This is a genomic window from Streptomyces sp. NPDC045695, from assembly GCF_056432025.1.
In genome coordinates this window covers 61,574-79,915 of record NZ_JBWKJU010000026.1, presented here as the reverse complement: position 1 = coordinate 79,915, position 18,342 = coordinate 61,574, and the positions used below count along the sequence as shown (strand labels likewise).

The 18,342-nt window shown below is 72.6% G+C and carries 15 protein-coding genes; 6 read left to right on the top strand and 9 right to left on the bottom strand.

All coding sequences use genetic code 11. The annotated features are described in order from the left end of the window. Nucleotides 1-208: 208 nt before the first annotated feature. Together AC07DU_RS30555 and AC07DU_RS30550 are read right to left on the bottom strand one after the other, a co-directional pair. A complete protein-coding gene (locus AC07DU_RS30555) occupies nucleotides 209-1,183 on the bottom strand; it encodes an SCO0930 family lipoprotein (protein WP_479114945.1) in 975 nt (324 codons plus the stop codon). Between the two features lie 119 nt (nucleotides 1,184-1,302). Further along, nucleotides 1,303-2,277 (bottom strand): GDSL-type esterase/lipase family protein, encoded by a 975-nt coding sequence (locus AC07DU_RS30550; RefSeq protein ID WP_479031882.1) that lies wholly within the window; start codon nucleotides 2,275-2,277, stop codon nucleotides 1,303-1,305. 529 nt (nucleotides 2,278-2,806) lie between these two features. Between AC07DU_RS30550 and AC07DU_RS30545 the strand changes: the two genes are divergently transcribed. Both AC07DU_RS30545 and AC07DU_RS30540 read left to right on the top strand, forming a co-directional pair. Continuing rightward, the gene (locus tag AC07DU_RS30545) at nucleotides 2,807-4,297 is read left to right on the top strand and encodes an amino acid permease (RefSeq protein WP_479031340.1); all 1,491 of its coding nucleotides are present in this window, start codon (nucleotides 2,807-2,809) and stop codon (nucleotides 4,295-4,297) included. 10 nt (nucleotides 4,298-4,307) lie between these two features. Then, nucleotides 4,308-4,763 carry an Lrp/AsnC family transcriptional regulator gene (locus AC07DU_RS30540; RefSeq protein ID WP_030027017.1) on the top strand — a complete coding sequence of 152 codons (456 nt, stop codon included), beginning with the start codon at nucleotides 4,308-4,310 and terminating at the stop codon, nucleotides 4,761-4,763. 30 nt (nucleotides 4,764-4,793) lie between these two features. Here AC07DU_RS30540 and AC07DU_RS30535 read toward each other — a convergent pair whose 3' ends face one another. Then, nucleotides 4,794-5,093 (bottom strand): WhiB family transcriptional regulator, encoded by a 300-nt coding sequence (locus AC07DU_RS30535; protein WP_360902302.1) that lies wholly within the window; start codon nucleotides 5,091-5,093, stop codon nucleotides 4,794-4,796. A gap of 487 nt (nucleotides 5,094-5,580) precedes the next feature. On the opposite strand from AC07DU_RS30535, the gene AC07DU_RS30530 reads away from it, so the two are divergent. From AC07DU_RS30530 to AC07DU_RS30520, 3 genes are all read left to right on the top strand, one after another. Next, complete coding sequence (locus AC07DU_RS30530; RefSeq protein ID WP_479114943.1) at nucleotides 5,581-5,997, top strand: hypothetical protein; 417 nt, start codon at nucleotides 5,581-5,583, stop codon at nucleotides 5,995-5,997. A 144-nt stretch (nucleotides 5,998-6,141) separates the two neighbouring features. After that, nucleotides 6,142-6,978: a carbon-nitrogen hydrolase family protein gene (locus tag AC07DU_RS30525; RefSeq protein WP_479114942.1), complete on the top strand. Its 837-nt coding sequence runs from the start codon at nucleotides 6,142-6,144 to the stop codon at nucleotides 6,976-6,978. Between the two features lie 51 nt (nucleotides 6,979-7,029). Continuing rightward, nucleotides 7,030-8,727 (top strand): flavin monoamine oxidase family protein, encoded by a 1,698-nt coding sequence (locus tag AC07DU_RS30520; RefSeq protein WP_479114940.1) that lies wholly within the window; start codon nucleotides 7,030-7,032, stop codon nucleotides 8,725-8,727. 81 nt (nucleotides 8,728-8,808) lie between these two features. On the opposite strand, the gene AC07DU_RS30515 is transcribed toward AC07DU_RS30520, so the two are convergent. The 3 genes from AC07DU_RS30515 to AC07DU_RS30505 all read right to left on the bottom strand — a co-directional run bounded on the left by AC07DU_RS30515 (nucleotide 8,809) and on the right by AC07DU_RS30505 (nucleotide 12,270). Next, nucleotides 8,809-9,474: a DUF5995 family protein gene (locus tag AC07DU_RS30515; RefSeq protein WP_479114938.1), complete on the bottom strand. Its 666-nt coding sequence runs from the start codon at nucleotides 9,472-9,474 to the stop codon at nucleotides 8,809-8,811. A gap of 75 nt (nucleotides 9,475-9,549) precedes the next feature. Further along, nucleotides 9,550-10,944: a uracil-xanthine permease family protein gene (locus tag AC07DU_RS30510; RefSeq protein ID WP_479031327.1), complete on the bottom strand. Its 1,395-nt coding sequence runs from the start codon at nucleotides 10,942-10,944 to the stop codon at nucleotides 9,550-9,552. A gap of 90 nt (nucleotides 10,945-11,034) precedes the next feature. Then, on the bottom strand, nucleotides 11,035-12,270 hold the full coding sequence (locus AC07DU_RS30505) for an MFS transporter (RefSeq protein ID WP_479114936.1): 1,236 nt from the start codon (nucleotides 12,268-12,270) through the stop codon (nucleotides 11,035-11,037). Between the two features lie 134 nt (nucleotides 12,271-12,404). Here AC07DU_RS30505 and AC07DU_RS30500 point away from each other — a divergent pair, with 134 nt between their 5' ends. Next, nucleotides 12,405-13,568: an ROK family transcriptional regulator gene (locus AC07DU_RS30500; RefSeq protein WP_479031879.1), complete on the top strand. Its 1,164-nt coding sequence runs from the start codon at nucleotides 12,405-12,407 to the stop codon at nucleotides 13,566-13,568. Nucleotides 13,569-14,135: 567 nt separating this feature from the next. On the opposite strand, the gene AC07DU_RS30495 is transcribed toward AC07DU_RS30500, so the two are convergent. The 3 genes from AC07DU_RS30495 to AC07DU_RS30485 form a co-directional block, all read right to left on the bottom strand. Then, nucleotides 14,136-14,879, bottom strand: coding sequence for an SDR family oxidoreductase (locus AC07DU_RS30495; RefSeq protein WP_479114933.1), 744 nt, complete (start codon nucleotides 14,877-14,879; stop codon nucleotides 14,136-14,138). A 53-nt stretch (nucleotides 14,880-14,932) separates the two neighbouring features. Then, a complete protein-coding gene (locus AC07DU_RS30490) occupies nucleotides 14,933-15,832 on the bottom strand; it encodes an RNA polymerase sigma-70 factor (RefSeq protein WP_479031318.1) in 900 nt (299 codons plus the stop codon). 83 nt (nucleotides 15,833-15,915) lie between these two features. Further along, nucleotides 15,916-18,234 (bottom strand): chitinase C-terminal domain-containing protein, encoded by a 2,319-nt coding sequence (locus tag AC07DU_RS30485; RefSeq protein ID WP_479114931.1) that lies wholly within the window; start codon nucleotides 18,232-18,234, stop codon nucleotides 15,916-15,918. Nucleotides 18,235-18,342 lie beyond the last annotated feature (108 nt).

Here is an 18,342-nt window from a genome sequence, read left to right as displayed (position 1 = left end):
GCGGAGGGGCGCCCGTGTACGGGACGTACTCGGGCGCCCCGACAACGCGGCGAGGTGCGGTGCCGGGCGGCGCGGGCCCGGCAAGATCCGGAAGAAACGGCCTAGGGGCGGTACGGGCAGCACGGGGCGCGGCCCCCGCCCCGGGGGAGGTGGGGTGGGGGCCGCGCGGCCGTGGTGGGGGAGAGGGGCGTCGGGAGGGGCGGGGAGGCTACTGGACGGTGATGAGCTTGCCGTCGGGGGCGACGGCGTACCAGGTGCCGCCCACGCCCTGGCCGTTGACGTCACCGGGCTTCTTGTCGCCGGTGAAGGTGTAGACGGGCCAGCAGTCGACGGTCTGCTGCTTCTTGCCGTCCGGGCGGTCCAGGACCAGGTAGTTGCGCTCGGTGATGCCCTTGGCGTCGGCCTTGTCCACCGGGGGGACGACCGGCCACTTGGTCAGGCAGTCCCCGACGCACTTGGAGACCATCGGCCACGCGGTGTCCGGCTTGAACCGGTAGACGGTCATGCCCGCGCCGTCGACGACGTGCTCACCCAGCTTGGGGTCCTTCGCCACGGACAGGGCCGCACCCGCCCCGGCCGCACCACCCGGGGCCGCACCACCCGGGGCCGTACCACCCGGGGCAGTACCGCCCGGGGCCGTACCGCCGGGGGCCGTGGCCGCCTTCGCCGCCTTCTTGCCGTCCGGCGCGAACGCGAACCACACCCCGCCGACGCCCTGGCCGTTGAAGTCGCCCGCCTTGGCGTCTTTGGCGAAGCGGTACGCGGGCCAGCCGGCCACCGTCAGCTGCTTCGTGCCGTCACCGCGCACCACCTCGCCCAGCAGCGCCGGGTCCATGCCCGCCGTCGCGGTGGCGTCGCCCGCGGCGACCACCGGCCAGGTCCGCGCGCAGTCCCCTTCGCAGTTCGACTTCGACGGCTGGGCCGTGTCCTTGTCGAAGCGGTAGAGGGTCAGACCGGCGCTGTCGGTGAGGACCTGGCCGAGCTGCTCACTGGCGGCGATCGCCAGCTGCCCTGCGGGCTCGCCCGCCGCCGGCCCGCCGTCGGAGGCCGCCGGGGCCTGGGAGGCGGCTGCGGCCGGTGTGGTCGCGTAGCCGGTCTTGTCGTCCGACGAGCCGCAGGCCGTCGCAGCGAGGACGACGGTGATCGCGGCCGCGGCGAGGGTGGTCCCGCGCTTGATGCCCATCTTGATCTCTCCCACGTGTGGTGTTCCGTCGCACCCACCGTCCTGGCGGAGCCGACTCTGCCCAGGACACGCCGTGCGGGGAGAGAGCTGTTCACTGGGGACGGTGTGGGCTGTTTCACTCAGTCCGCACCGAACCCGGCGCGCCGCAGGGCCGTGGCCACAGCGAGGCCGAGGACCTGGTGTCCCTCGTCGTTGGGGTGCAGCCCGTCCGCGAGGTGCTCGGGAGCGAGCAGGTCCCTGCCCGGGAGGAGGGCCAGCCGGTCGTCCCCGGCGGCGATCCGCTCCCGGACGGCCCGCTCCATCGCGTCGCGCAGGGCGCCCAGGGTGGCACCGAGCTTGTTCGGCGTGCGCTCGGCGTCGGGCCGCAGGACGGGGGAGAGAAGCAGGAGGGGGGTCCGCGGGTGCCCCTGCCGGACCAGTTCGAGGAACGCGCGCGTGGTCTCGTACAGCAGGGGCGCCGAAAAGGGCACCCGGGACCAGCAGTTGGTGCCGAAGGCGAGCGTGAGGACGTCGGCGGGCAGCCCCGCGAGCTGTTCGGCCGTGGCGAGTTCGCCGCGTGCGGCGCCCGCGTAGCCGAGGTTGACGGTGTCCCATCCGAGCGCGCGGCCGGTGACCGCGGGCCAGCCGTGCGCGGGGCGGGTGGACCACCAGCCCTCGGTGATGGAGTCGCCGTGCACGACCCACCGCGGGGCGGGCGGCGCCGGGGTGAGGGGGCCGCCGATCCCGCGCACCGCGAGGACCAGCGGGGACTGCGTCTCGGGCAGGTGGAGGGTGAACGGGCCGTGGCCGCCGCCCAGGCCGATCCGCACCACGGCCTGCGCGGCCGGGTCGGTGAGCACCTCGGTGACCAGCCCGTGCCGGTCCCACAGCGCGAAGGCGTGGGCGAGGTCGCGCAGGGCGTCGGTGGCGCCGGGCACGGCCGCCCGGTAGCGGATCTCCACGGCCCGCGCGGTCTCGGTGGTGAACTCCAGCCGGACCCCGATGGGCAGCGTGGAGCGCTCGCCGGTGTCCCAGGGCAGCCGCATGGTGTCCGCCGGGTCGGCCCGCACCGGACGCCCCTCGTGCAGCCAGGCGACCCCGCGCAGGAAGGGCAGCGGATCCTGCCACCGCGCGTCGGCGCCGCCCTCGGTGCACTCGGTGCTGTCCGTGCCATAGGCGCCGTCGGCGCTGTCCGTGCTGTCGGCCCTCACTCTTCGCCTCCGCTCGTCGGATACGGGAACGTCACGCCGACGCCCGTCGTCGATCACCAGCGTCTGCCCCGTCACGCACGCGGGCAGCGTTTCAGCTGTCCAGATCCTCGACGGCACGCTGCGGCAGATCTGACGCACTGTCAAGAACGACGTTTTCGGCGGCTTACGCAGCGATCGATCATCCGTACGCAACGAAGGACCATCCAGGACAGATCCGCGCAACGATCGTGCGCCAATGTGCAAGGATGGTGCATTACGGGCGGTATCACTCAGCTCGTAGGCTCACTCGCTGTACGTGGAGTGGCGCGGATCGCCTGCTCGGCGGTCCGCCATGCTCAGGCCCTTCCCCCGTCGGGCCCTGTCCTGCTCCGGACCGTCGCGGTCGACGCCTCATCCCCGACCTCCCCGATCCGCAGTGACAAGGAGTCCCCTCGTGCTCGACCAAGGCCAGGCGCCGCCGCTCGCCTCCGAGTCCCCCCGGCCCCTCAACCCGCTGCTGCGCCGCAAGCCGGTGGAGCAGCTGGTGTCCGAGGGCGGCCAGGGTGAGGGCGGGGCGCTCAAGCGCTCGCTCACCATGTGGCAGCTGACCATGATCAGCATCGGCGCGACCCTGGGCACCGGCATCTTCGTCGTCCTCGGCGAGGCCACCCCGATCGCCGGCCCGGCCGTCTGGATCGCCTTCATCGTCGCGGGCCTGACCGCACTGTTCTCGGCGCTCTCCTACGCCGAGCTGGCGGGCTCCATCCCCGTCTCGGGCTCCTCGTACTCGTACGCCTACGCCACCATGGGCGAGCTCATAGCCTGGGTCTGCGGCTGGTGCCTGGTCCTGGAGTACGGCGTCTCGGTCGCGGCCGTCGCCGTCGGCTGGGGCCAGTACCTCAACGAGCTGCTCGACGGCACGCTCGGCATCACCATCCCCCAGGGCTTCTCCGCCCCGCTGGGCGAGGGCGGCTACATCAACATGCCCGCCCTGGTCGTCGTGCTGCTCTGCATGGTCTTCCTGCTGCGCGGGACGAAGGAGAGCGCCCGGATCAACTCGATCATGGTCGGGGTCAAGATCGTCACGCTGGTGATCTTCATCGTCATCGGCTTCATGGGCATCAAGGCCGGCAACTACACCCCGCTGGCCCCGCTCGGCGTCACCGCCATCGGAACGGCCGCCTCGATGCTGTTCTTCTCGTACATCGGTTTCGACGCCGCCTCCACCGCCGGTGAGGAAGCCAAGAACCCGAAGAGGGACCTGCCCCGCGCGATCATGCTCTCGCTGCTGATCGTCACCGCGCTGTACTGCCTGGTCGCCGTCGTCGCCGTCGGCGCCATGCCGTGGCAGGACTTCGAGGGCAGCGAGGCCGCCCTGGCCCAGATCATGGAGAACGTCACCGGGAACGCCTTCTGGAGCGTCGTCCTCGCCGCCGGCGCGGTCGTCGCCATCGCCAGCGTCGTCTTCGCCGTGCTCTACGGCCAGACCCGCATCCTGTTCGCGATGGCCCGTGACGGTCTGATGCCCAAGGCCTTCGCCAAGGTCGACGAGAAGACCGGCACGCCGAAGGCCAACACGATCATCGTCTGCCTCTTCTGCGGTCTGCTCGCCGCGTTCATCCCGCTGGGTGAACTGGCCAACGCCACCAGCATCGGCACGCTCTTCGCCTTCGGCCTGGTCAACGTGGCCGTCGTCATCCTGCGCTACACCCGCCCCGACATGAACCGCACCTTCAAGGTCGCCCTCTTCCCGGCCACCCCGATCGTGGGCTTCATCCTCTGCGCGTACCTGATGCTGACGCTGCCGGGAATCACCTGGCTGGTCTTCGGTGGCTGGATGGCGGTCGGGCTCGTGATCTACTTCTTCTACGGCATGCGCCGCTCCAGCCTGGCCACTGTGGCCGCCGTGACCGCCCTGGTCGCGGAGGCCGCTGAACAGAAGTGATCCACCCCCCGTGCGACTGAACGATCTCGACGAACGCATCGTGCACGCCCTCGCCGAGGACGCCCGCCGCTCCTACGCGGACATCGGCTCCGAGGTCGGGCTCTCCGCCCCCGCCGTGAAGCGGCGCGTGGACCGGCTGCGCGCCGAAGGCGCCATCACCGGCTTCACCGTGCGCGTGGATCCCGCGGCCATGGGCTGGGAGACCGAGGGCTTCATCGAGATCTACTGTCGGCACAACACCTCGCCGGACGACATCCGGCGAGGACTGGAGCGCTACCCCGAGGTGGTGTCCGCGTCGACCGTCACCGGCGACGCGGACGCCCTCGTCCAGATCTTCGCCTCGGACATGCGGCACTTCGAGCGGGTCCTGGAGCGCATCGCGGGCGAGCCCTTCGTGGAACGCACCAAGTCGGTCCTCGTGCTCTCCCCGCTGCTCCGCCGCTTCACCTCGGGAGCCCCGGCCTAGGGGGTCTGGCCCTCTCAGGGTCCGGTCGGCTCAGCCGCCGGCCCGGGCCGCGACGCGCGCCGGGGCGAGGAGCTCCTGGCGCTCCTCCTCCGTCAGACCGCCCCAGACGCCGAACCGCTCGCGGGTGCGCAGTGCGTGCTCCAGGCAGGCCGTCCGGACCGGGCAGCCCGCGCACACCCGCTTGGCGGCGGCGTCCCGCTCCTTGCGGTCCTCGCTGCGCTCACCGGCGGGATGGAAGAACCGGCCGGATCCCAGGTTCCGGCAAGCCGCCCGGGACTGCCACTGCCAGAAGTGGTGCGCGGCGCCGGGCAGATGTGAGACGTCGGTCATGGCAGTTCCTTTCCGTGGGTTGCACCGCGTCTGACCGCTGAAAGTCCCGTGAAACCCCATCACGGCCGACGGTCTCGTGATGCGGACCACCCCGCGGCCCGCGTGCGCGGGCCCCGGGGAGCCCCAGGGGCGCGGGACTTCCCCCGAGGGCGGACGCGACCGCCTTCTTGACGGCCCCCGGCCCCGCCACGAGACTGCGGTGGACGGCGGGCGGGACAGGACGGGGGTGGGGCACCGGTGAATCCGGCTTGGACGGCGGACGCAGCGGCCGTGACCCCCCGGCCCCTACGGAGCCCCCGGCCCACCCCCGCCCCACGGCGCTGGTGGCTCACCCGGCGCCTGCACATCGACCTCCTGCGCGTGTGCAGCGCATTCGGCCGCCGCGGCTGACTCCTCGCACCGACGAGTGCCCCGTACCGGGCGCGCACCGCGCCGTCGCCCGGGGCACCGCCCTGCCCAGGCCCACCCGCGCCGCCCCAGGAGAGTCATGTCGCACACCGTCCTGCCCCGCACCGGCCCGGCCCCCGCCCCGCGCGGCCGCATCGGGGCCGGGTTCTCCCCGGTCCCGCACCGCTACCACCTCTACCTCCGCGCCGGCTGTCCGCGCTCCCTGCGCGTGCGCGCCGCCCTCGCGCTGCTGGGCCTGGAGGACTCCGTCCGCGCCACCTTCCTCGGCGCGGACGCCGCAGCGGACGGGCAGGGCGCGCTGCGCCTGGCCTACGAGGCCGCCGGCCACCACTTCGACGGCACGCCGACCGTTCCGGCGCTCGTCGACACCTGGAGCGGCCGTGTGGTCTCCGACCACACCCCCGACATCCTGGACGACCTGCGGTTCCTGGGGGCCCACCCGGCCTTCCGCACGGCTTCCCAGGAGGGGCCCCGGGGGGTCCCGGAGGGCCCGTAACGGCCCCCGCGCAACGAATCTCCGTCGACGCCGCCGAACACGCAACGAATCGATGCGCGCAGCGCAACGGTCACGGCTTGTCCGGGTCGAACACGTAAACGTACCGTTTTACGACCCCACCCCATCCGTCACAGAGGACCGCCCATGCCCCCGCTGCGCACCGCCCTCCTCCAGAGCTCGGGAGTGCTCGGCGACACCGCCGAGAACCTCAAGGCGCTCGACGAGGCCGCAGCGCGCGCCGCACAGAGCGGGGCCAAGCTCCTCGTGACCTCGGAGATGTTCCTGACCGGCTACGCGCTGGACCTCCAGGACATCCCCGGGCTCGCCGAACCGGCCGACGGCCCGTCCGCCGTCGCCATCGGCGAGATCGCCCGCCGCCACGGCGTCGCCGTCCTGTACGGCTACCCCGAGCGGGCGGGCACGGCGGACGAGGCGGGCACGGCCGGCGAGACGGGCGACGCGGTGTTCAACGCGGCGCAGCTGATCGGCCCCGACGGGGTCCGGCTCGCGAACTACCGCAAGACCCACCTCTTCGGCTGCTTCGAACAGGACGCCTTCACCCCCGGCGACACCCCCGTCGTCCAGGCGGACCTCGACGGCCTCCGCATCGGCATCATGATCTGCTACGACGTGGAGTTCCCCGAGAACGTCCGGGCGCACGCGCTCGCCGGCACCGACCTCCTCCTGGTGCCGACCGCGCAGATGCACCCGTTCCAGTTCGTGGCCGAACAGCTCGTCCCCGTACGGGCCTTCGAGAACCAGATGTACATCGCGTACGTCAACCGCACCGGCCCGGAAGGCGAGTTCGAGTTCATCGGACTCAGCTGCCTGGCGAGCCCCGACGGGGTCACCCGGACCCGGGCCGGCCGCGGCGAGGAGCTGGTGTTCGGCGAGGCCGACCCCGAGCTGCTGTCGGCATCCCGCGAGACCAATCCCTACCTGCGCGATCGCCGCCCCGGGCTCTACGCCTCCCTCGTCTAAGCCCTCATCTTTCCCCAGCTCAGCCGCAAGGCCGCAAGGAGACGTACCCCCATGACGTCCACGGTGCCCACCACCGCCGTTCCGCACAGTGACGGACAGCCGCCGATCACCATGTTCGGCCCGGACTTCCCGTACGCCTACGACGACTTCCTCGCCCACCCGGCGGGCCTGGGCCAGATACCCGCGACCGAGCTCGGCACCGAGGTCGCCGTCATCGGCGGCGGTCTGTCGGGCATCATCTCGGCGTACGAGCTGATGAAGATGGGCCTGAGGCCCGTCGTCTACGAGGCCGACCAGATCGGCGGCCGGCTGCGCACCGTCGGCTTCGAGGGCGCCGGCACCGAGGAGCTCACCGCGGAGATGGGCGCGATGCGCTTCCCGCCGTCCTCCACGGCCCTGCAGCACTACATCGACCTCGTCGGACTGGTCACGGAGCCCTTCCCGAACCCGCTGGCCGAGGCCACCCCCTCGACCGTCGTGGACCTCAAGGGCGAGACGCACTACGCCGAGACCATCGCCGACCTCCCGCAGGTCTACCGCGACGTGGCCGCCGCGTGGAACGCCTGCCTGGACGAGGGCGCCGACTTCTCCGACATGAACACCGCGATGCGCGAGCGGGACGTCCCGCGCATCCGCGAGATCTGGGCGAAGCTCGTCGAGAAGCTCGACGACGAGACCTTCTACGGCTTCCTCTGCAAGTCCGAGGCCTTCCAGTCCTTCCGCAAGCGCGAGATCTTCGGCCAGGTCGGCTTCGGCACGGGCGGCTGGGACACCGACTTCCCGAACTCCATCCTGGAGATCCTGCGCGTCGTCTACACCGAGGCCGACGACCACCACCGCGGCATCGTGGGCGGCTCCCAGCAGCTCCCGCTGCGCCTGTGGGAGCGCGAGCCCGAGAAGATCGTCCACTGGGCCCAGGGCACGTCCCTCTCCGCGCTCCACGACGGCACCCCGCGCCCCGCGGTCACCCGTCTGCACCGCACGGCCGGCAACCGCATCACGGTCACGGACGCCTCCGGCGACATCCGTACCTACCGTGCCGCGATCTTCACCGCCCAGTCCTGGATGCTCCTGTCCAAGATCGAGTGCGACGACACGCTGTTCCCGATCGACCACTGGACGGCGATCGAGCGCACCCACTACATGGAGTCCAGCAAGCTCTTCATCCCCGTCGACCGGCCGTTCTGGCTCGACAAGGACGAGGAGACGGGCCGCGACGTCATGTCGATGACCCTCACGGACCGCATGACCCGCGGCACGTACCTGCTGGACAACGGCCCGGACAAGCCCGCCGTCATCTGCCTCTCCTACACGTGGTGCGACGACAGCCTGAAGTGGCTGCCGCTGTCCGCGAACGAGCGGATGGAGGTCATGCTGAAGTCCCTCGGCGAGATCTACCCGAAGGTCGACATCCGCCGCCACATCATCGGCAACCCGGTGACCGTGTCCTGGGAGAACGAGCCCTACTTCATGGGCGCGTTCAAGGCCAACCTCCCGGGTCACTACCGCTACCAGCGCCGCCTGTTCACCCACTTCATGCAGGACCGCCTCCCCGAGGACAAGCGCGGCATCTTCCTCGCCGGTGACGACATCTCCTGGACGGCCGGCTGGGCCGAGGGCGCGGTCCAGACCGCCCTGAACGCCGTCTGGGGCGTCATGCACCACCTCGGCGGCTCCACCGACGCCACCAACCCGGGCCCGGGCGACGTCTACGACGACATCGCCCCGGTCGAACTCCCCGAGGACTGACCCTCCCCGGGCCCAAGATCACGGGCCGCCCCCGCGCGAGCAGCGCGGAGGCGGCCCGTTCTCATGCCCGGCGCCGCCGGATCACAGCAGGCGGGCCACGGACGCCGCCCGGACGGGGGTCAGCAGGCAGCGCCCCACCAGGCCGACGCCCGAGTCGAGGGACTGCGTGAACTCCTGCGCCAGGTCGGGGGAGCGGCGCAGGCTCCACAGCAGGCGGGCCGCGGCCCAGGCGCCCGAACGGGCGCGGTCCAGGCTCCACGAGCCGAGCAGGTGGGTCAGCGGGTCGGCGATCTCCAGCAGGTCCGGGCCCGGCATCAGGTCCTCGCGGATGTGCTCCTCCAGAGCGACCAGGGTGTCGCCGACCCGCTCGAAGTCCGCCTCCAGGGCCCGCGGTTCACAGTCCAGGGCGTGGCAGGTGGACACCACCGCCAGCGCCAGGTCGTGGCCGATGTGTGCGTTGATCCCGGCCAGCGCGTGCTGGAGCGGACGCACACCCGGGTGGCGGCGGTACTGCAGCAGCGGGCGCCAGCAGGCCGGCGGCCGGTCCGCCTCCACCGCCGCCAGGTAGCGCTCCGCGAAGCGCGCGCTCAGCACGGACGCCCTGCGGGGGGCGGGGAAACCCCCGTGGGAGATGCGCTCGTACAGCGCCTGCGTCACCGTCAGATAGACCCGGTTGAAGACGGCGACACCGTCCTGCGCGGGGAGCCGCTCGTCCAGGGCGCGCATCCGCGCCAGCACCGCTTCCATGGGGGCAGGGTCGCAGGCGCCGCCGCCGATCCGGGGAACTTGGCCGTACGCTTCCCCGGTTCGGGCGAAGCGGCGTCAACCGCGCTTGTCCCCGGTGGCCGTGTCGTCGTAGGAGCTGGCCCCCGCGTCGAGCAGGGGCTCCTGCTGCTTGAGGTGGGCGGGGGCGAAGAACCGCAGCGCGTGGTAGCCGGTGATCACCACGATCGTGCCCAGGGCGATGCCGCCGAGCTCGAAGCTGTCCGTGATCCGCAGCGTGACGCCGCCGACGCCGATGATGATGCCCGCCGCGGCCGGCACCAGGTTGAGCGGGTTGCGCAGGTCCACCCGGCCGTTGATCCAGATCTGGGCGCCGAGCAGGCCGATCATCCCGTAGAGGATGACGGTGATGCCGCCGAGGACCCCGCCCGGGATCGCGGCGACGACTGCGCCGAACTTGGGACAGAGCCCGAAGAGCAGGGCGAAGCCGGCCGCCGCCCAGTAGGCCGCCGTGGAGTAGACCCGGGTGGCCGCCATGACGCCGATGTTCTCGGAGTACGTGGTGTTGGGCGGGCCGCCGACCGCCGTGGACAGCATGGACGCGGCGCCGTCGGCCGCGATGGCCGTCCCCAGCTGGTCGTCGAGGGGGTCGCCGGTCATCTCGCCGACGGCCTTGATGTGCCCGGCGTTCTCGGCGATCAGCGCGATCACCACGGGCAGCGCGATCAGGATCGCCGACCACTCGAATTCCGGCGCGTGGAAGGACGGCAGCCCGATCCAGTCGACCCTGGAGACCGCGGACAGGTCGAGGCGCCAGTGGTCCACGGCCTCGGCCCCGCCCATCCGGGAGTGGATCCGGCCGAAGACCCGGTCGAGCACCCAGGACAGCCCGTACCCGAAGAGCAGCCCGAGGAAGATCGCGATGCGCGACCAGAAGCCGCGCAGGCAGACCACGGCCAGCCCCGTGAACAGCATGACCAGCAGCGCAGTCCACTGGTCCTGCGGAAAGTACGTGCTCGCCGTCACCGGCGCCAGGTTGAAGCCGATCAGCATCACCACCGCGCCCGTCACCACCGGCGGCATGGCCGCGTGGATGATGCGGGCGCCGAAGCGCCGGACGGCCAGCCCCGACAGGAACAGCGCCGCGCCGACGACGAAGACGGCGCCGGTGACGACCGCGCTGTCCCCGCCCGAGGCCCGGATGGCCGCCGCGACGCCGACGAAGGACAGCGAACAGCCGAGGTAGGACGGGACCCGGCCGCGCGTCGCGAGGAGGAAGATCACCGTCGCGACACCGGACATCATGATGGCCAGGTTCGGGTCCAGGCCCATCAGGACCGGCGCGACGAAGCTGGCGCCGAACATCGCCACGACGTGCTGGGCCCCCAGCCCCGCGGTCCGCGGCCACGACAGCCGCTCGTCCGGCCGCACCACCGCTCCGGGGGCGGGGGTCCGCCCGTCTCCGTGCAGGGTCCAGCCCACGCCGAGGCGCATCTTCCACTCCTCTTCTCCGGAGGACCACAGCTCCGGCGGATCACACGTCGAAGCCGCAGCGCCAGGGTGCCGCTGCGGCCAGTCGATATGTTACGGCCGAGTATCGGCAGTATCGGCAGGTTCGTCCCGGTGGGGCGGACCTGCCGTCCCCGTAGCCTGCCCCACCGGCGGCCGTGGCCGCAGCACGGCCGCGCCCGCGGTCAGCGCGAAGGCCAGCAGGGTGACCAGGCCGAACGACACCACCAGCGAGGTCGCATCGGCCACCGCGCCGATCGCCGACGGCGCGATCAGACCCGAGGTGTACGTGATCGTCGCGACACCGGCGATGGCCTGCGCCGGGGACGGCCCGCTGCGCGCCGCGGCCGCGAAGGCCAGCGGGACCACCACCGCGATGCCCAGCCCGATCATCCCGAAACCGGCCAGCGCGGCCGCCGGATGAGAGGCCGTCACCACGAGCACCCCGCCCGCGGTGGCCAGTACGCCGCCCGCGCGGACGGTGCGCACCGCCCCGAACCGGTCCACCAGCCGGTCACCGGCCAGCCGTGCGACGGCCATGGTGAGCGCGAAGGCGGTGGTGGAGGCGGCCGCCAGGCCGGCGTCCGTGTCCAGGACGTCCCGCAGGTAGACCGCCGACCAGTCCAGGCTCGCGCCCTCCGCGAAGACCGCGCAGAACCCGATGGCGCCGATGAACAGGGCGGATGTGGGGGGCAGCGCGAAGTGCGGCGGAGCTGGCGCCTCCTGGTCGCTCCTGAGGTCCAGCACCCCCTGTACGGCGACCAGCCCGGCCGCGGTGAGGGACAGCGCGGCGATCAGGTGGTGCAGCCGGGCATCGGCGCCCATGTGCGCGGCGACCGTGCCGGCGGCCGAGCCGAGCAGGGCGCCCACGCTCCACATGCCGTGCAGCGAGGACATGACCGAGCGGCCCAGACGGTTCTCGGTCTCCACGCCGAGCGCGTTCATCGCCACGTCCGACATCCCGGAGGTGGCCCCGTAGACGAACAGGGCGAGACAGAGGGTGGGCAGGTTCGGGGCCAGGCTCGGGAGGATGAGGGAGAGGGTCCACATCGACAGCAGCACCCGCAACGCCGGGCGCGCGCCGAACCGGTGGTTGATCCGCCCGGCCAGCGGCATCGCGAGCGCCGCGCCCAGGGCGGGGAAGGCGAGGGCGAGGCCCAGGGTGCCCGCGCCGAGCTGGGCGTGGTCCTGGATCCAGGGGATGCGGGTGGCGAAGGAGCCGGTGACGGCGCCGTGGGCGCAGAAGACGGCGGCGATGGCGAAGCGGGCATGGCGCAGGCGCGCCGGGCTGAGGTCGGGTTCCCCGGTCATGCCGATAAACTATCAGGGAGCCTGCCTGATAGATGATGTCCCGACTCCCTAGGATGGGCGCCGTGACCCCAGCCTCCACCCCGGCCTCCAGCCCAGCCTCCACTCCGGTGAGGCATCCGTTGTTCCCGCCGTCGTTGCCCGCCCCGCCGCAGCCGCAGCCGCCGTCGCCCGCGTCACCGAGCACGGCCCGGGCCCTCAACGACCGGCTCGCCCTGGAACTCCTCCAGGAGCACGGCCCCCTGACGGCCACCCAGCTCAAGGCCATGACCGGCCTCTCGCGGCCCTCCGTGGCCGACCTCGTCGACCGGCTCACCGGGGCCGGGCTGATCGAGGTCGCCGGGGAGTCCGGCGCACAGAGGCGCGGCCCCAACGCCAAGCTGTACGGGATCGTCGCCGGGCGCGCCCACCTGGCCGCCCTGGACGTACGGACCGACCGGGTCACCGCCGTCGTCACCGACCTGCTCGGCCACCCCCTGGCCGAAGCCGCCCTGCCCGCCGGCGCTCCGCAGGACGCGGTGGCGGCCCTGCTGGACACCGCCCGCCGGGCCGGGGCGGGCGCCCTGCACACGGTGGTCGTCGGAGCGCCGGGCCTGGTCTCGCCCGCCACCGGCGAACTGCGCGACACCACCGGTCTGCCCGCCTGGCACCGGGACCTGGTGGGCGCCCTCCAGCGCGGCCTGTCCGCCGCGGTGGTCGTCGAGAACGAGACCAACCTGGCGGCCCTCGCCGAGCAGCGCCTGGGCGTGGCCCATGACCTGGACTCCTTCGTCCTGCTGTGGCTCGGCGCGGGTGTGGGCGCGGCGGTGGTCCTGGACGGCCGGCTGCGCCGGGGCGCCTCCGGCGGGGCGGGCGAGATCGGCTTCCTTCCCGTGCCGGGCACCGGCGGCCTGCCCTCGGCGGCCGACTGCGGGGGCGGGTTCCACGCGCTGGTGGGCCGGGAGGCGGTGACGGCCCTGGCGCGGGAGCACGGCTTCGCGGGCTCGGCGGAGGAGGCCGCGGCCGGGGGCGCGGGGGAGGCGTTCCTCGAAGCCCTGGCCGAGCGGCTCGCGCTGGGGGCCGCGGCGGCCGCGGCGATCCTGGACCCGGGCTGCGTGGTCCTGGCGGGCGAGCTCGGCCGGGCGGGCGGGCCGGCGCTGGCGGCCCGGGTCGCGCACCGGCTGGCCGGGCTGACCCCCGTCCCGACGGAGGTCCGGGCCACGGCCCTGGGCGACCCGGCGGTTCTGGCGGGCGGGCGGCTGGCCGCGCGGGAGGCGGCGCAGGCGGTGCTGTTCGACACCTCGGGTTCCGCCGGCGTGTGAGGGGGCCTAGCGGTGCTGGCTCGGGCCGGGTGCCGGGGCGCCGGGGCCGGGCTGCGGGGCCGGTTGCGCCGGGGCCGGGCGCGCGCCGGGGTGTCTCCTCGGGCGCCGAACGGTTCGGGGGGTCGGGGAATGCGGCGGTGGTGCGTTCGACGCCCTGCGGGGACACCCCGCCACACACCCGGCCCCGTCACAACCGGGGGGAATGTGCGGCCCTCGTCGGTGCGCCGGCCCAGCGCCGGGGCCGGTCGCGGCGGGGCCGGGCGCGCGCCGGGGTGTCTCCTCGGGCGCCGAACGGTTCGGGGGGTCGGGGGGTGCGGCGGTGGTGCGTTCGGCGCCCTGCGGGGACACCCCGGCACACACCCGGCCCCGTCGCAACCGGGGGGAATGTGCGGCCCTCGTCGGTGCGCCGGCCCCGCGCCGGGGTCGGTTGCGACGGGGCCGGGCGCGCGCCGGGGTGTCTCCTCGGGCGCCGAACGGTTCTGGGGTCGGGGGGTGCGGCGGTGGTGCGTTCGGCGCCCTGCGGGGACGCCCCGGCACACACCCGGCCCCGTCGCAACCGGTGGGGGATCAGTGCTGGGCCAGGAACTCCGCGAACGTCAGCCGTCCCACCGCGTGCGAGGGCGTCAGGTGGCCGCCGCGCCGGAAGCCCGCGTACGCCTTGCCGGCCAGTGGCAGGGGGACCACCCGGCGGCGACGGCCTGAGGCGGCGAGGTAGGCGCGGCCCAGCTCCTGCAGCGTGCGGATCTCCGGGCCGCCCATGTCCGCGACCCGGCCCGAGGGGGCCGGGACCGCCAGCTCCGCGAGCCGCTGCGCGACCTCGCCGACGGCGATCGGCTGTACCCGTACGCCGGCCGGCAGCGGCACCACCGGCAGCTTCGCCGCCGTCTCCACCACCTGCGCCACCAGGTCGTGGAACTGCGTCGTGCGCAGGATCGTCACGCCCAGCCCGGAATCCTCCAGCATCCGCTCCACCTTGAGCTTCGTCCGGTAGTAGCCGAGCGGGACCGCGTCCACCCCGACGATCGAGATGTAGACGGTGTTGCGCACGGTCCCCGCCCGCCGGGCCGCCGCGATCAGGTGACCGGCGGCCACGTCGTCGCCCTTCCCCGCGCCGCGCGGGCTGCTCGCGCAGTGCACGACGATCTCGGCCCCCGCCATCGCCGCGTCCAGCCCGCGGCCGTCCCGCAGGTCGACCGGGTGGTCCGGCGCGTGCCGGCTCAGCACGCGGACCTCGTGGCCCTGGTCCCGGAGCCGGGCGACGACGAGCGTGCCGAGGGTTCCGGTGCCTCCGGTGACGAGGATGGTGCTCATGGGTTCCTGCCCTTCGCTGGAAACGTTCCTTCACAGCGCAGACCGGGCAGCCCTCAGGTATGTGACAGCTGCCGCGAGAGGAATTCCAGCTTCTCCGGATTGACCACCGTGTGCAGGGCGCTGACCAGCCCGTCCTCCCATTCCACGCAGAGGACCGCGACCTCGCCGAAGAGCAGCGCGGGCGCCCCGTTGACCTCCGCGACGGTGATCGGCAGGCCCGCCGCGTACTTCGCGAAGATACCGAGCGCGAAGCGGGCGACCTTGTCGCGGCCCACGATCGGCCGCAGCGCCGAGCTGACGACTCCGCCGCCGTCGCCGACGTACCGCACGTCGGCCGTCAGCAGGCCCTCCAGCAGGGCCAGGTCCCCGCCGCGCGCCGCCGTCAGGAAGGTCTCCACCAGGCTCTGCCACCGCTCGGGATCAGGCGCGAAGCGCGGCTCCGGAGTGCCCGCCCGTTCGGCCGCCACCCGCGCGGCCGCCCGCCGGTAGAGCTGGCGGCAGTTGGCCTCGGAGACGTCCAGGACCTGGGCGATCTCGCGGTGGCCGTACCCGAAGGCCTCGCGCAGCACGTACACCGCCCGCTCCGTCGGCGTGAGCTGCTCCAGCAGGACCAGCAGGGCCATCGACACGCTGTCCCGCTGCTCCGCCGACTCCAGCGGGCCGAGGGTCCCGTCCCCGGTGAGGACGGGCTCCGGGAGCCAGGGACCCACGTACTCCTCGCGCCGGGCCCGCGCCGAGGTGAGGGTGTTCAGGCACAGGTTCGTGACGACCTTGGCGAGCCAGGCCCCCGGGTGCGCGATGTCGGAGCGGTCCGCCGAAGCCCAGCGCAGGTACGCCTCCTGCACGGTGTCCTCGGCCTCCGCGGCGGAGCCGAGCATGCGGTAGGCGATGGCGAACATCCGCGGCCGGTGTTCCTCGAAGTCCGCGACGGGTGCGGTGACATGTGTGCTCACCGGCCCAGCCTACGAGTGAGGACCCGGTGGCCGCCGGGCCACCGGGTCCTCACGTTCCGGTCAGTGCGTTCTCGTCGTCCGGGTCAGCAGGTGCCCTGGTCCTTCCAGACGCCCCACTCGCCCGTGGTGCCGGGCTCCTCGTTCTGCGTCCACCACTGGGCCTTCCAGGTGTGACCCTTGTGGGAGACGAGGCTGCCGGTGTTGTAGACGGTGCCCGCCACGTAGGCCGGGGTGGTGCAGGTTCCGCCTGTGGGGGGAGTGGTGGTCGGCGGGGTGGTCTGGCCGCTCGGTTCCACCAGGGTGGTGCCCCGTGCCAGGTCGCCGGCCAGGGCGTACGTGGTGCCCGAGATGGTCACCGTCCAGTTGGAGGGCGTGGACACCGGCAGGTAGTAGTTGAACGACAGGTCGACCGAGGCGCCCGGGGCCAGCGTCTGCCAGGCCGGGAGCTTCAGGGAGACGCGCTGGAAGTCGCCCTTGAGGCCGCCGACGTTGGTGCCGGTGTGGCCGCTGCTGATCACCTTCGTGCCGAAGCCGGACTGGTCCGAGGCGTTGTTCGGCGCGGAGGTGCCGTAGTCGAACTGGAACTCGGTGCCGCCGGGCAGCGTGGTGCGCGTGTTGTTGGTGATCCTGAGCTTCGGGGTGAGCGGGTAGTTGGAGTCGCCCAGCTTGAACTCGGTGAACTCCGTCTTGACGTCCACGGCCTGGGCGGGCAGGGCCGCGCCGGCCTTCTTCGCGCCGTACGGGGTGGCCGTCTTGAACTTGTCGTACATCAGCGAGGTGAGCGTGTCGCCCATCTCGTACTGGCCCTTGGCCGCGTTGTACGCGTAGTCGCCCGCCAGTTCCCAGACCATCGTGCCGCCGATGCCCTTGTTGACCACGTAGTCGGCCTTGGCGGCCACCGACTGCTCGTCCTCCGTCGAGAGGAAGACCTTCTTCTCGGCGTTCCACAGCCACGGCGCCACCAGGGTGGAGTCGTACTTGCGGACGTAGGTGCCGGTCAGCGTGGTGTTCGCCGGGAAGCCGTACTTGGTGACGTAGTCGCCGACGACCCCCTTCTCCAGGTTCTTGGCGTGCCACATCGGGTTGGAGCCGGCCGGGGACTCGGCCCCGTTGGTGTCCTTGTCGTGCCACAGGTTGTCGATGCCGACCGCACCGTCACCGCACTTGGTCAGGCCCGCCCCGGCCGGACAGGTGGTCGCGGGGGCCTTGCCCCACAGGCCGTCCGTGCCGCCCTGCACGTTCTTGAAGCCGCGGGTGTAGTAGGGCAGGCCGATGTTGATGCGGCCGCCCGGCATCGAGCCGCGGAAGTAGTGGTACGCCCAGTCGGTGTTCAGGTAGCCGATGCCGCCGTACTGGGAGGTGGAGTAGACGCCCGCGGCGGCCAGTTCACCGTCCTTGCCGTCGTCGAACAGCGAGGCGTTGGGGCCGACGTGTTCGTTCCAGGCGCCGTGCAGGTCGTAGGACATGATGTTGACGTAGTCCAGGTACTTCTGCACCTGGAAGGTCTCCATGCCCCGCAGCAGGTAGCCGGAGGAGGGGGCGGCGACGGAGAGCAGGTAGTGCTTTCCGTCGGCGGCGCCCGCGCGGTCGAGCTTCTCGCGCAGGGACTTCATCAGGGCCGCGTAGCCCTGGACCACGCCGGCGCGGCGGGCGTTGGACAGCTGCCAGTCCAGGGGGTTGCCCGCGTCCTTCATGGTGGTCGGGTACTCGTAGTCGATGTCGACGCCGTTGAACCCGTACGTGCGGATGAACGCGACCGAGGAGTCGGCGAAGGTGTCGATGCCGGCCTGGTTGACGGAGCCGTCGGCGTTGGTGGCCATGGAGTAGAAGCCGCCGGAGGCGACCCGCTTGCCGTCGTCGCCGAAGTAGCCGCCGGTCTCCGCCCAGCCGCCGACCGAGATGAGGGTCTTGACGTCCGGGTGCTGCTTCTTGAACTTCGTCAGCTGGTTGAAGTGGCCCTTGTACGGGAGGGCCGGGTCCATCTCGGCGCCCGCGACGCCCGGCCAGGTCATCCCGGTGGCGGCGTTGTTCGCGCTGTCCGAGCCGACCGAGATCTTGTTGTCGGCGCCCACGTGGGCGAAGGCGTAGTTCAGGTGGGTGACCTTGGACCACGGGATGTCGTGGGCGAGGTAGGCGGGGGCGCCGTCCTTGCCGGTGCGCCAGCCGGTGAAGTATCCGATGACGCGACGCTGGTGGTCGGCGCCCATCTTCTCGCGGCCCTCGGCGTCGTAGACCGAGCAGTACGGGACGTCGACGCCGGCCGTCTTGTAGAGCCCGTCGGGGCGACAGCTCTCGTGGTCGGCCGCGTGCGAGACGCCCGCCGAGAGCCCGCCCAGCAGCAGTCCGGCGATTGCGGCGCCGGATGCCAGGAGCATCGCTCTCGAACGTGTGGGGGACGGCATGATGCCTCCTGGGGAGGGGAGGATGGCAGGAGCATGACAGGGCGCAATGTGGAGCAACGGGGAGGTAGGCAGCCCTGGTCGGCCCGTTACGTGCGCACATCTGACGGG